Genomic DNA, 13,645 nt, shown 5'->3' on the forward strand with positions numbered 1-13,645 from the left:
CTCCTCTAGGCCGTCGTGCAGGTGGCGCCGTTGAGCGTGAACGCGGTGGGCGCCGAGTTGGTGCCGTTCCACGACCCGATGAAGCCGAAGCTGACCGAGCCGTTCGCCGGGATGGTGCCGGTGTAGGACACGTTGGTCGCGCTCAGCGTGGAGCCGGACTGGGTCGTGGTGGCGCCCCAGGACTGGCTGACCGTCTGGCCGTTGGCCCAGGTCCAGCGCAGCGTCCAGCCGTTCACCGCGGCCGTGCCGGTGTTGGCGATCTTCACGTCGCCCTGGAAGCCGCCCTGCCACTGGCCCGCGATCTTGTAGGTGACCGCGCAGGACGCGGGGCCGCCGCCACCGGGCTGGGTGGTGACGTTGACCGTGCCGGAACGGGTGGAGCGGTTGCCCGCCGCGTCCCGCGCGTACACGGCGAACGTGTAGGTGGTGCTCGCCGACAGGCCGGTGACGGTGGCCGTCGTCGTGGCGGTGCTCGCGGCGGCGGTCTCGGTGGTGCCGTTCACGCGGACCACGTCGTAGCCGGTGACGCCGACGTTGTCGGTGGACGCGGTCCAGGACAGCGTGGCGCCGGTGGAGGTGACGCCGGACGCGGTCGGGGTGCCGGGCGTGGACGGCGCGGTGGTGTCCGGGCCGGTGCCGCTGTCGTAGACGGTGGCCTGGCGGGAGGTGGCCTTGATGCCGTTCGCGCCGTTGACCGCGCGCTGGCCCCAGCTCGTGAGCTGGGCGGCGTTGAAGCCGGTGACCATGTCGAGGTACTCGACGCCGCCGCCGTTGCCCGACCAGGACCACGCCAGGTAGCCCAGCTTGAGCGACTGGGTGGTGGCGAAGATCGTGTCCTCGTCCGGGTTGCCGTCGGAGTGGTCGTGGCCGAACTCGCCGACCACGATCGGCAGCTTCGCCGTGACGAACCGGTTCAGGTAGTCGTTGATCTCGGCGGCCGTGTCGAACACGCCGTACATGTGGATGGAGAACACGGTGTTCTTCTGGGGGTCGGCGGCGAACACCGACGCGGCGTTGTCGCGCATGGTGAAGGCCCAGTCCTGGCCCCAGTTCGGCGCGTCCACCATGATCGTGTGCTCGAAGCCCGCCGAGCGCAGCGAGGTGATGGCGTCCTTGGTCGCCTGGGTCCAGCCGGTGTAGCCGGTGTTGCCCCACGGCTCGTTGCCGATGTTGAGGATGACGTACTTCTCCTGGCCGGCCATGGCGCTCTGGATGCTCTTCCAGTACTCCACGGCGCGGGCCAGGCTGACGGCGCCGCTCTGCTCCTGGTAGCCGGTGGTGTCGTGCACCTCCATCACGCAGATGAGCTTGTTGGCCTTGCACTGGCTGATGACGCCCGCGACGTCGGCGGCGTTGTTCAGCGTCCACCGGTCGCCGGAGCTGAGGACGACGCGGACCGTGTTGGCGCCCGTGGCCTTGATGTCCTTGAGCGCCTGGGTGGTGCGGTCGGCGTACCAGGTGTGCGCGTGGTTCACGCCACGCATCACGAAGTCGTTGCCGTTGGCGTCGAGCAGACGCCCGTTGCTGACGGTGAACCCGGCCGCGGCGTGTGCCGGCGTCACCGTCAGCAGTGACAGGACCAAGGCGGCGACGGCGGCGCCCACCAAGGCGAATCGCTTGCGCATGGATGTACCTCGCGTAGTTGTCGACGTTGACGTAGCGAGCGCAGGGCAGCGCGCCTGCCTGCGGCAGGCCTCAACACCAAAGCAATTAACCGCTTAAGTGTCAACGCCCGGTTCGCCTCTCAACCCCGGCCCACACCCGCTCCCCCACCCCACTGGCCACAGCTTCGACCGCACCGCGAAGAGACCGTCTGGGACCGCTCCCAGACCGCCTTGCGCAAGTCTCCTACACCCCGCGCCGGCACACCACCCCCACCCTTCGCGTGTCCCGCGCCGGCGCTGGCGGTTCGACTCGCGAGGGGCGTGGGTCAAGGGGTCGGGGGGTGGGAGGTGCTGGAGCGGGGGACCAGTTCGGGGTCCGAGGTCTTCACCTGTTCGGCCGGGGCGCCGTTGATCACGTCGAGGAGCAGCCGCACGGCGGCGGCGCCGCGTTCGGCGATCGGGCGGCGGACCGCCGACAGCGCCGGGCGCACCAGGCGGCACAGGGCCGAGTCGTCCCACGCCACGAGGGAGAGCTGGTCGGGCACCGTCAGGCCCAGCTCGTGGGCCACGCCGAGGGCGGACACGGCCATCACGTCGTTGTCGAACACCAGGGCGGTGGGCGCGATGCCGCTCGTCAGGACCCGCCGGGTCACGCGGGCGGCGGCCTCGTCGGAGTAGTCGGCGTGCACCACGCGGGCGTCGGGCAGGCCGAGGCGCGCGGCGGCCGTGGTGAACGCGCGGGATCGGGTCTGGGTGTGCACGAACTTCGTCGGCCCCGCGACCCGGACGATGCGGCGGTGCCCCAGCGCGACCAGGTACTCCAGCACCTCCGCCACGGCCAGCTCGTCGTCCGTCCACACGCACGGCAGGTCCGGCACGACCGGCTCGCCGAGCACGACCGCGGGCAGCCGCAGCTCACGCACCAGCTCCACCCGCGGGTCGTTCTGGACCAGGTCGACCAGCAGCACGCCGTCCACCCGCCGCTCGCCCCACCACCGCCGGTACGCCGCCAGCTCGGCCGCCGAGTTGTCCGTCACCTGGAGCAGCAACGACGTCGGCCCGCCCGCGAGCGCGCCCTGGATCCCGGAGATCAGCTGCATGAAGTACGGCTCGACGCCGATCACCCGCGCGGGCCGGTCGACCACCAGCCCGATCGCGTTCGCCCGACCGTCGCTCAACGACCGCGCCGCGCTGCTGGGCACCCACCCGAGGCGGTCGGCGATGTCCATGATCCGACGACGCGTCGGCTCCGAGACGCCCGGCCGGTTGTTGAGCGCGTAGGAGACCGCGCCGGTGGACACGCCCGCGGCCTTGGCGATGTCCGAGATGGTCGGACGCTTACCACCTACCACCCGCGCCTCCTCGGTCGGTGATCATCAAGTCTAGCGGCGGTACCCGCGGCTCAGCCCGGTAGGGTAATTAAGCGCTTAACGGATTATGGAAAGGGGACCGCCGTGCCCTGGTTCGACCTCTCCGAGCGGGAGCTCGCGCTGTACCGGACCGACACCGCCGAGCCGGACAACCTCGACCTGTGGTGGAAGGCACGGCTGGACGAGGCGCACGCCGCCGCGCTGCCACCGGTCCTCACCCCGTACGCGGCCGACGCCTACGGACCGCTCTCGGTCTGGGACGTCGAGTTCTCCGGCCACGGCGGCGACCGGGTGCGCGGCTGGTACCTCCGCCCCGCCGGCGCCGGCGTCGAGGCGCTGCCGACCGTCGTCTGCTACATCGGTTACGGCGGCGGGCGCGGCCTGCCGTCGGAGCACGCGCTGCTGCCGTCCGTCGGCTACGGGGTGTTCGTGATGGACACCCGCGGCCAGGGCGGTCGGTGGACGCTCGGCGCCACCCCCGACACCGGCTTCGCGGGCCCCGAGCACCCCGGCGTGATGACGCGCGGCATCGCCGCCCCCGAGACCTACTACGTCACGCGCCTGATGGTGGACGCCGCCCGTGCCGTCGAGGTGGCCGCCTCGCTGGACGGGGTGGACGAGACGCGGATCGCGGTGTCCGGCGGCAGCCAGGGCGGCGGGCTGGCGCTGGCCGCCGCCGCGCTCAACGGCGAGGCGGTGAAGGTCTGCCACGCGGACGTGCCGTTCCTGTGCGACTTCCAGCGGGCCATCACCCTGACCGACGCCGAGCCGTACGCGGAGATCGCCAAGTTCCTGGCGCAGCACGTCGACCTGATCCCCGCCGCCCGCGACACGCTGCGGTACGTGGACGGCGCGTTGCTGGCCAAGCGGATCACCGCGACGTCGCTGCTGAGCGTCGGCCTGATGGACGAGGTGTGCCCACCGTCCACGGTGTACGCGGCCTACAACGAGATCACCGCGCCGAAGGAGATGGCGGTGTTCCCGTTCAGCGGGCACACCACGCCGCGGGTGCACGACGAGCGCAAGCTCCGCCACCTGCGCGCGCACCTCTAGCCCCGGCGCGACGCACGGCCATCACGCTCGCCACGAGGTAGCGGGTTGGCGGGACGTGAGGGGGACCACCGCCATAGTCCCCCTCACGCCCCAGCCCGGTCAGTGGACTCGGCGGCTCTCCGGGGGCCCCAGGTAGCTCCACCTGAGGCCTCCCGTGTCCACGACCAGCTTCTGCACCACCACGGTGGGGTCGACCATCCAGAACTTGAGCGTGTGCGCGCCCGCGTCCAGCCGGTGCCCGGTGGCGGTTCGGTTGACGTTGTCCGACGTGTTGTGCTCCCACTGGCGGTTCATGGTGGTGTCGTCCGCGCCGGTGGCCGCGGTGATGTCGACGACCTGCGGCGGCTGGTCGTCGAACGACACCGCGTAGCGCAGGCCCGGCCCGGGCAGCACCGGGTTGCGCGGCGACAGGTACGCCCACACGGTCACCGGCCCGTCGGCCCGCACGGTCAGCTCGTACTCCAGCCGCGGCCCGGTCGGCGACCCCGGCTCACGGCTCGGCGCGGTCACCGGGAACGGCTCCACGCCGTCGCCCGTGCGGCCGATGTCGGGGATCCGCCGCCACCGCACGCCGTCGCCGTCCACGACCCGGGTCGCGTGGGCGGCCTCGATCGAGACGTAGCCGTTGGCCTCCACGAAACCCCGTGGCTCCACCAGGTCGTTCTCGACGACCGCCCGCACGGTCACCAGCGCGCCCGCGCCGGTGATCGTGATCGGCACCTCGACGCGCCCCTTCGGCGCGCGCGACCAGTCCACGCGCACGTCCAGCCGGACCTGGTCGCGCACCGTGCCGTGCGGCCGGGCGACCTCCAGCCACGCCGCGCCCGGCGTCGCCCAGTAGTCGAACGGGATCGCGCCCCGGTTGAACACCTCCACGTACTGCCCCGGCTGGGACTGGTGCGGGCTGAACGCGGGCAGCGTCGCGGGCCCCGGCGCGGCGGGCCACCACTGGTCCGAGCCGTCGACCGCCACGCCCATCTCCGCCACCCGCGGCAGGTCGAGGCGCTTGACGGCGGGGAACACCTCGTCCGGCAGCACGTCGCCGTCGCGTTCCGGCTGCTGCCACGACGCGCTCGGCCCGTACCGCGCGACGTCGCCGTAGCCGATCTTCGGCTGGGTCTGGAAGCCGCGCCACTTCCCGCCCGCGAGCACGGTGCCGTAGTGGTCCGACATCGCCTGGTCCTCGGCGAACCGCGCGTCGGTGGCGTCCGCCAACGCGTTCGCCGACGCACGGCCCTGCGCCGCGTGGAGCAGGTTGGTGAACTCGGCCAGCCGCAACGCGTACAGGTTCGCCGTCGCCTTCACCTGGTAGTGCACCAGCTGGTGGTAGGCGTCCCGCGACGACGGCGGCAGCGCGCCGCGGACCCGCTCGGCCCGGTCCGCCAACCGCCGCCACCGCTCGGTGACGCGTTCGCCCTCGCGGTAGTCGGTCAGGCTGAACGGCGAGGCCTGGTCGTCGTAGGTGATCGTGGCGCCGACGGCGGTGGCCTTGCGGTTGAGCAGTTCCGGCTTGCGGGCGGACTGGAGCTTGGCGTACTCGCGCAGGACCGACGCGATCTCACCGGCCTGCCGCGGGCCGAAGTTCTGCGCCGCGTAACGCCGCTCCCACTCCCCCAGCTTCTCCACCGGCCAGCGCCCCGGGTCCCAGGCGTAGTCCAGGAAGAACTGCAGCGGCAGCTCGTTGCCCTTCACGTCGCCCGCGTTGACGACCCACAGCCGGTCGACGCCGTACTCGTAGGACTGGTGCAGCTGGTCCCACACGTTCGGCAGCGAGGTGGTGTCGACCCACTTGTAGTTGCGCCCGCCGCCGACGTAGTCGAAGTGGTAGTAGAGCCCGTACCCGCCGGCGCGCGGGGGCGACGACGGGTCGGGCAGCTTGCGCATGTTGCCCCAGTTGTCGTCAGCGAACACGACCGTCACGTCGTCCGGCGGGCGCAGCCCTTTCTCCCAGTAGCGCTGGACCTCCTTGTAGAGGGTCTGCACCTGCGGTACGTCGGCCATGCCCTCGCGGGCCAGGATCTCCCGCTGCGCGGCCAGGATCTCCCGCATCAGCTCGATGCCGTCGCCGTCGGACAGGCTCGCGTCGCCGTTGCCGCGCATGCCGAGGGTGACCACGCCCTCGAAGCCCTCGTCCTTCATGCGCCGCACGCCGTCGGTCCAGTACCGCACGACGGCGTCGCGGTTGCGGCGGAAGCTCCACTCGCCGTTGCCGCCGTACGGGTCGCTCTCGCCCGCCTTCGCGTGCCGGTTCCACTCCTCGATGCCGCGCATCATGGGCGCCTCGTGCGAGGTGCCCATGACGACGCCGTACGCCTTGGCGGTCGCGTGGTTGAGCGGGTCGTCCTCGGCGAACGCCCGGCCCCACACCGCGGGCCACAGGTAGTTGGCCTTGAGCCGCAACACCGTCTCGAAGACCTTGGCGTAGAAGTGGTGGTTGAAGCCGGCCGGGAAGCCCGGCGCGCGACCGGCGCCGAAGTGCTCCGGCGCCCACCGGCCCAGCGCCGGGTTCTCGTCGTTGATGAAGAACCCGCGGTACTTCACCGCGGGCGTGCCCTGGCCGTGCCTGCCCGGCAGCACGTGCAACTCGGCGCGGTGGGCCGGGGGGACGTCGGCCCACCAGTGCCAAGGTGACACGCCGATCTCGCGCGAGACGTCGTACGCGCCGAAGATCGTGCCGCGCTGGTCGCTGCCCGCGATGACGAACGCGCGCCGCACGCCCGGCGCCGGGTGGTGCACGACCTGCTGGAGCGAGGTCTCCCACCGGCCCTCGATCGCCGACACGTCGAGCTTGCCGCGCGCCACCAGGTCGTCGATCAACGGGCTCCGGCCGACCGTGCCGACGATCACCACGTCGCCGCGCGGCTCCGAGGTGATCTCCGGCCGCACGCCGGTGACGCGCTCGACGTCGTCGCGCAGGTCACCGACGACCCGCACGACGCCGGGGTGGTCGGCGTCGCTGACCACCAGGGCGGCGGCCTTGCCCCGGGACGCCAACGGGAAGCGTCCCGGTCCCGGTCGGTCGACGACGTACCCGTCGACCCTCGTCGGGCCGTCCGGTGTCGCCGTCGCCGGCGCCGGCGGCACGAGGAGCGCCGACGGCGACGGCAAGGGCACCAGCCTCATGGTCACCTCATCGTGACGTGGTGGTGACCGGCGTCACCAGCACGCGGTCGTGCCCGACCACGCGCGGCTCACCGGTGACCGGCACCGAGTGCTCCCAGCGGATGTCCTCGCTCGACGTGCCGACCTGCAGCACGACCTCGCCGGTCTCCACGACCCGCTTGCCGTCGCGGCCGGTGAACGAGGTGCGGTCGGCGTGCAGCCGGAACGTCACCTCGGTGGCCTCGCCCGCCTCCAGCTCGACCCGGGCGAAGCCGACGAGCTGGCGCACCGGACGGGTCACGCTGGCCACCGGGTCGTGCAGGTAGAGCTGGACGACCTCGGCGCCGGCCCGGTCGCCGGTGTTGCGCACCAGGCACGACACCTCGACCTCGCCGTCGGCCGGGAGCTCCGCGCCACCGGCGAAGTCGGACAGCTCGAACGCCGTGTACGACAGGCCGTGCCCGAACGGGTAGGCGGGCGACGGGTCGACCGAGCTGACCCCGCCCGGACCGCCGAGCGGCGGGTGCAGGTAGGTGGTCGGCTGGGCGCCGGAGCCGCGCGGCACCTGCACGGGCAGCTTGCCGGACGGGTTGACGCGCCCGCTGAGCACGCCGGCGACCGCGCCCGCGCCCTCCTCGCCGGGGAAGAACGCCTGGACGATCGCCGCGGGCCGCCCGTCGGCGCCCGCGGCGGGCTCGAGGTAGCGGCCCAGCGCGTACGGGCGGCCGGTCAGCAGCACGAGCACGACCGGCACGTCCAGCGCCAGCAGCCGCTCCAGCAGCTCGCCCTGCACGCCGGGCAGGTTCAGGTCCTCGGCGTCGCAGCCCTCGCCGGACGTGCCGCGGCCGAACAGCCCGGCCCGGTCGCCGAGCACGGCCAGCACCACGTCGGCCTCGCGCGCCACCGAGACGGCGTCGTCGATGCCCGACCGGTCGGCGCCGTCGACCTCGCAGCCCTTGGCGGTGGAGACCTCGGAGTTCGGGAACTCCTTCAGCACCGCCTGGACCATCGTGTCCATGTCGACGCCGAGCGGCACGTCCGGGTGCTGCACGCCCACGTGGTTGGGGAACGCGTAGCAGCCCATCAGCGCCAGCAGGTCGTCCGCGCACGGGCCGACCACGGCGACCTTGCCGGTGTCCGCCAGCGGCAGCAGGCCGTCGGCGTTGTCCAGCAGCACCACGGAGCGCTCGGCCATCGTGCGGGCCAGGTCGCGCAGCGCGGGCGGGTCGAGGTCGACCGGCTCGCCGCGCAGCACCGCGGGCGAGTCCGGCTGCCAGCCCTCGTCCAGCAGGCCGAGCTCGCACTTCTGGGTCAGCACGCGGACGACCGCGCGGTCCACCAGCGCCTCGTCGACCTGGCCGGACCGCACCAGCTCGGCCAGCGGCTCGCCGTAGCAGCGCACGCTGGGCAGCTCGACGTCGATGCCGGCGGCCAGCGCCAGCGCGGCGGCCTCACCGGGCGAGCCCGCGACGCCGTGCGCGGTCTCCAGGAACGACACCGCGAAGTAGTCGGCGACCACCACGCCGGTGAAGCCCCACTTGTCCCGCAGCAGGTCGGTGAACAGGGTCGGGTCCGAGCCCGCCGGCACGCCGTCGACCTCGGCGTAGGAGTTCATCACCGAGCGCGCGCCGCCCAGGCGCAAGGCCATCTCGAACGGCGGCAGCACCACGTCGGCGAACTCGCGCGGCCCCATGTGCACCGGCGCGTGGTTGCGCCCGCCGCGCGAGGCCGAGTAGCCCGCGAAGTGCTTGAGCGTGGCCACGATCCCGCTGGACTCCAGGCCCTTGGTGTAGGCGGCACCGAGGAGACCCACGAGGTACGGATCCTCGCCGATGGTCTCCTCGGTGCGTCCCCACCGCGGGTCGCGCGACACGTCCAGCACCGGCGCCAACCCCTGGTGGACGCCGACGTCGCGCATCACGAGACCCACCTCGCGTGCCATCCGCTCGACCGTCACCGGGTCGAACGAGGCGCCCCACGCGAGCGGGATGGGGAACACGGTCGCCTGCCACGCGGTGAAGCCGGCCAGGCACTCCTCGTGCGCCATGGCCGGGATGCCGAACCGGGTGTTCGCGACCAGCTTGCGCTGCGTCTCGGCCAGCACCTTCGCGCCGACCAGCGGCTCGACCGGCCCGGTGCCGAACACGCGGGTCAGCTGGCCGAGGCCGGGCTTGGTCAGCTCGTCCCACGGCGGCAGCGGCTCGGCGAACTCGTGCTGCGCGGGGGCGACCTCCTCACCCTCGGAGATACCCACCCACACGCCCACCAGCTGGGCCAGCTTCTCCTCCAGGGTCAGCTCGGCCAGCAGGGCGGCGACCCGCTCACCGGTCGGCCTTCCGGGATCGGCCCAGGGGTTCAGCACGGCGGCTCCTTCGTTGACGATCGGACGACGAGTTCGGTGGCCAGTTCCACCCGTTCGGTCTCCACGGGGCGACCCGCGATCAGGTCGGCGAGCATGCGGCCCGCGTGGCGGCCCATCTCGGTGAGCGGCTGGCGCACGGTGGTGAGGGCGGGCGAGGACCACACCGCGACCGGCAGGTCGTCGAAGCCGACCACGCTCAGGTCGTGCGGCACGGACAGCCCGACGACGCGGGCCGCCTCGATCACGCCTAAAGCCTGCTCGTCGTTGCCGGCGAAGATCGCCGTCGGCCGGTCCGGCAGCGCCAGCAGCTCGGCCGCGCGGCGGAACCCGCCCTCGTGCTTGAAGTCCCCGTGCTTGACCAGCTCGGGGTTGAACGCGATGCCCGCGCGGTCCAGCGCGGCGCGGTAGCCGTCGACCCGCGCGCGGCTGCATAGCATCCCGGCCGGTCCGCCGATGACGCCGACCCGGCGGTGGCCGAGGCGCAGGAGGTGCTCGGTGGCCGCCAGGCCGCCGGCCCAGTTCGTCGCGCCGACGCTGGGCACGTTCGGCTGCGGCAGGTCGACCGGGTCGATGACCACGACGGGGATGCGGGAGTTGGCCAGCACGCGGCGGTCGGCGGCGGTCAGCTGGGAGGTGACCAGGAGCGCGCCCGCGCGCCTGGCCTCGACCAGCGACGCCGCCCACGACGTGTGCTGACGGGGTTTGTCGGTGGACGACACCACGACGTGCAGCCCGGTGTCGACGACGCCACGGATGATCTCCACCGCCCAGGGGCTGTCCAGGGCGGTGAACACGAGGTCCACCAGCAGGTGACCGGAGGCCCTGCGGGACCCGACCGGCACGTAGTCATACTCGGCCAGGAGCTGCCGCACGCGGGCCCGGGTCTCTGCGCCGACGTCGTCCTTCCCGTTGAGGACTTTGGACACCGTCGGGAGAGACACCCCCGCTGCTGCAGCAATCGTGGCCAACGTGGCTCGACGCATGGGCCGATAGTATCGAAACTCGATCGAAACACAAGAGTGACCTCCTGACGTGGGAAAACATCACTCGGACACGCCGAATGGTGACGCTTGACACCGGTTGGACACGGGCCTAAGGTCTGCGCAAGTCGTGGATGTTTCGAAATGTTTCGATGCCACGAACAAATCCGCAGCGTGGCAGAAGGGTGGCGGTCGCATGTCCCGCCGTTCATGGGTGCGTCCCCTCATCGCGATGGGGCTAGTCGCCGTGACAGCAGTGGTGTCCGCGTGTGGCACGTCCGGTCCGGGCGAGACCAACGCCGGCGCACTGAAGATCTGGGCACTGGAAGACCCGGTGCTCAACAAGATCGAGAACAAGTCGATCGACTCGTTCAAGGCGGGTGGCGGCAACGCCTCGCTGGAGACGTTCGGCAACGACCCGTACAAGCAGCGGCTCCGGGTGGCCATCGGCTCCCCGCAGGCCCCCGACCTGTTCTTCAACTGGGGCGGTGGCAACCTCAAGGAGTACGTCGACGCCGGCAAGGTGGCCGACCTCACCCAGGTGCTGAACGACAACAAGGCCGCCAAGGACGCGTTCATCCCGAGCGTGCTCAACGGCGCGAAGCTCGGCGACAAGTACTACGGCGTGCCGATGCGCGGCATGCAGCCCGTGCTGCTGTTCTTCAACAAGAAGGTCTTCAGCGAGGCGGGCGCGCAGCCGCCGACCACGTGGGACGAGCTGCTCGCGGCCGTCGACACCTTCAAGGCCAAGGGCATCACCCCGATCGCCCTCGCCGGCACGCAGGCGTGGACCGAGCTGATGTGGGCCGAGTACGTGCTCGACCGCGTCGCCGGCCCCGAGGTGTTCAAGAACATCCGGGACGCCGGCCCCGCGGGCTGGAAGGACCCGGCCGTGGTCGAGTCCATGACCAAGCTCAAGGACCTCATCGACCGGGGCGCGTTCGGCAGCAACTTCGCCTCCGTCGGCTACGACGCCGGTGGCGCGTCGACCATCCTGGCGCAGGGCAAGGCCGCCATGCACCTCATGGGTTCGTGGGAGTACACCAACCAGCTCGACCAGAGCCCGGACTTCGTGAAGAACGGCGACCTGGGCTGGGTGGCGTTCCCGTCGATCCCCGGCGGCAAGGGCGACGCGGGCAACCTCGTCGGCAACGTGAGCAACTTCTACTCGGCGACCCAGGACTCGAAGAGCCTGGACGCGGCGAAGAAGTTCGTCACCACCGAGCTGCACAAGGACTCCTACGTCGAGGCGCTGATCGAGGCCGGTGACGTCCCGCCGGTGGTGGGCGCCGAGGAGAAGCTGAAGAAGTCGCCGAACCCGGAGTACGCGTCGTTCATCTACGAGCTGGTGCTGGACTCGAAGAACTTCCAGCTGTCCTGGGACCAGGACCTGCCCGCCGATGACGCCACGTTCATGCTGACCCAGCTCCAGGAGTTCTTCCTGGGCAAGGTCTCGCCGCAGCAGTTCGTCGACGCGGTGGCCGCGCGCTGATGTCGTCCCAGCGGCCTTCGGCCTGGTATGCCGTGCCGGCGTTCGGATTCTTCGCCCTGTTCGCCGTGTTGCCCATGCTGCTCGTGATCTACCTGAGCTTCACCGCTTGGGACGGTCTGGGCACACCGGCGCTCAACGGGGGCGAGAACTGGTCCCGGCTGCTCGAGGACAGCGAGGCGCGTGCCTCGGTGTGGCGGACCCTGGTGCTGATGGTCGTGTCGTGGCTCGTCCAGACCCCGATCGCGTTGCTGATCGGGGTCTGGGCGGCCGGCAAGCAGCGGTCACGGGCGGTGCTCAGCTCGATCTTCTTCCTGCCGCTGCTGCTGTCCACGGCCGCCATCGCGTTGTTGTGGCAGGCGCTGCTCGAGCCGAACTTCGGCGCGTTCGTCGACGGACCGCTGTTCCTGGGCGACCCCGACATCGCGCTCTACACGGTGGTGCTCGTGATCTCGTGGCAGTTCATCCCGTTCCACACCCTGCTCTACCAAGGTGCGGCCCGGGCGGTGCCCGCCTCGCTGTACGAGGCGGCGACCATCGACGGCGCGTCACGGGTGAGCAAGTTCCGGCACATCACGCTGCCGCAGCTGCGGTACACGATCGTCACGTCGTCGGTGCTGATGCTGGTCGGCTCGCTGACGACGTTCGACACCGTGCTGATCCTCACCAACGGCGGACCGGGCACCGCGACCCGCATCCTGCCGCTGCACATGTACATCACCGGCTTCAGCGGGTTCGAGATGGGCTACGCGAGCGCGATCGCGGTCGTGCTGGTCGTCCTGGGCACCGCGCTGTCGCTGGCGGTCATGCGCTGGAGCGGGTTCCGCCAGATGAGCAGCCAGCAGGAGGGGTCGTGAAGTCTCGTCCCAACTGGCCCGCCGGGATCTTCGCCCTGGTGTGGCTGGCGATCGTCGTCGGGCCGCTGCTCTACCTGGTCACGGTGTCGCTGCGCTCCCGCGCCGAGTACCTCGGCAAGAGCGTGTGGGAGATGCCGGACGCGTTGTCGCTGGACAACTACGTCACCGTCCTGACCGGCGGCTTCGGCCAGTACCTGCTGAACAACGTGATCGTGACCGTCGCGACGGTGGCGATCGTGGTGCTGGTGGCCGTGCCCGCCGCGTACGCGGTGGTCCGCAACACCAGCCCGTTCGTGCAGCGCGGCTTCACCCTGCTCCTCATGGGCCTGGCGATCCCCGCGCAGGCCACGATCATCCCGGTGTACCTGATGATCACGCGGATGCAGCTGTACGACACGTTGACCGCGATCATCCTGCCGACGGCGGCGTTCGCGCTGCCGGTGGCGATGCTCGTGCTGGTCAACAGCCTGCGCGACGTGCCGCGTGAGCTGTACGAGGCGCAGGCCATCGACGGCGCGGGCCCGATGCGGGTGCTGGTGTCGCTGGTCCTGCCGCTGGCGCGGCCGGCGATCATGACCGTCGTCGTCTACACCGCGCTCAACGCGTGGAACGGGTTCCTCTTCCCCTTGGTGCTCACCCAGTCGGAATCGTCGCGGGTGCTCACCCTCGGGTTGTGGGACTTCCAGGGGCAGTTCGGCACGAACGTGCCCGCGCTGCTCGCGGCCGTGACGTTGTCCGTGCTGCCGATCTTCGTGGTGTACCTGGTCGGACGGCGGTTCCTGCTCAGCGGCCTCACGGCCGGTTTCGGCAAGTAGTCCGACCCGACTG

Annotated in this window: 9 protein-coding genes; 4 read left to right on the plus strand and 5 right to left on the minus strand. The window is 71.4% G+C overall.

The annotated features are described in order from the left end of the window. Positions 1 to 5: 5 nt before the first annotated feature. Both AB0I91_RS36720 and AB0I91_RS36725 read right to left on the minus strand, forming a co-directional pair. Positions 6 to 1,625 (minus strand): cellulase family glycosylhydrolase, encoded by a 1,620-nt coding sequence (locus tag AB0I91_RS36720; RefSeq protein WP_498772779.1) that lies wholly within the window; start codon positions 1,623 to 1,625, stop codon positions 6 to 8. Between the two features lie 305 nt (positions 1,626 to 1,930). Then, positions 1,931 to 2,956 carry a LacI family DNA-binding transcriptional regulator gene (locus tag AB0I91_RS36725; protein ID WP_498772777.1) on the minus strand — a complete coding sequence of 342 codons (1,026 nt, stop codon included), beginning with the start codon at positions 2,954 to 2,956 and terminating at the stop codon, positions 1,931 to 1,933. A 102-nt stretch (positions 2,957 to 3,058) separates the two neighbouring features. Between AB0I91_RS36725 and AB0I91_RS36730 the strand changes: the two genes are divergently transcribed. After that, on the plus strand, positions 3,059 to 4,027 hold the full coding sequence (locus tag AB0I91_RS36730) for an acetylxylan esterase (protein WP_498772775.1): 969 nt from the start codon (positions 3,059 to 3,061) through the stop codon (positions 4,025 to 4,027). 99 nt (positions 4,028 to 4,126) lie between these two features. On the opposite strand, the gene AB0I91_RS36735 is transcribed toward AB0I91_RS36730, so the two are convergent. From AB0I91_RS36735 to AB0I91_RS36745, 3 genes are read right to left on the minus strand one after another with little or no spacing between them, the layout of a single operon-like run. Further along, the gene (locus tag AB0I91_RS36735) at positions 4,127 to 7,150 is read right to left on the minus strand and encodes a glycosyl hydrolase 115 family protein (protein ID WP_499640998.1); all 3,024 of its coding nucleotides are present in this window, start codon (positions 7,148 to 7,150) and stop codon (positions 4,127 to 4,129) included. 7 nt (positions 7,151 to 7,157) lie between these two features. Further along, positions 7,158 to 9,491 carry a beta-xylosidase/alpha-l-arabinosidase gene (locus AB0I91_RS36740; protein WP_499641000.1) on the minus strand — a complete coding sequence of 778 codons (2,334 nt, stop codon included), beginning with the start codon at positions 9,489 to 9,491 and terminating at the stop codon, positions 7,158 to 7,160. Beyond that, the gene (locus tag AB0I91_RS36745; protein ID WP_053716050.1) at positions 9,485 to 10,474 is read right to left on the minus strand and encodes a LacI family DNA-binding transcriptional regulator; all 990 of its coding nucleotides are present in this window, start codon (positions 10,472 to 10,474) and stop codon (positions 9,485 to 9,487) included. The genes AB0I91_RS36740 and AB0I91_RS36745 overlap by 7 nt, the downstream gene beginning before the upstream one ends. Positions 10,475 to 10,703: 229 nt before the next feature. Between AB0I91_RS36745 and AB0I91_RS36750 the strand changes: the two genes are divergently transcribed. From AB0I91_RS36750 to AB0I91_RS36760, 3 genes are read left to right on the plus strand one after another with little or no spacing between them, the layout of a single operon-like run. Further along, the gene (locus AB0I91_RS36750; RefSeq protein WP_499615775.1) at positions 10,704 to 11,963 is read left to right on the plus strand and encodes an extracellular solute-binding protein; all 1,260 of its coding nucleotides are present in this window, start codon (positions 10,704 to 10,706) and stop codon (positions 11,961 to 11,963) included. 32 nt (positions 11,964 to 11,995) lie between these two features. Then, positions 11,996 to 12,817 (plus strand): carbohydrate ABC transporter permease, encoded by an 822-nt coding sequence (locus AB0I91_RS36755; RefSeq protein ID WP_498772767.1) that lies wholly within the window; start codon positions 11,996 to 11,998, stop codon positions 12,815 to 12,817. Beyond that, complete coding sequence (locus tag AB0I91_RS36760) at positions 12,814 to 13,632, plus strand: carbohydrate ABC transporter permease (protein ID WP_498772765.1); 819 nt, start codon at positions 12,814 to 12,816, stop codon at positions 13,630 to 13,632. The genes AB0I91_RS36755 and AB0I91_RS36760 overlap by 4 nt, the downstream gene beginning before the upstream one ends. The last annotated feature ends 13 nt before the right edge of the window (positions 13,633 to 13,645 follow it).

Source organism: Actinosynnema sp. NPDC049800 (genome assembly GCF_040656635.1).
In the GTDB taxonomy this organism is placed as follows: Bacteria; Actinomycetota; Actinomycetes; order Mycobacteriales; family Pseudonocardiaceae; genus Actinosynnema.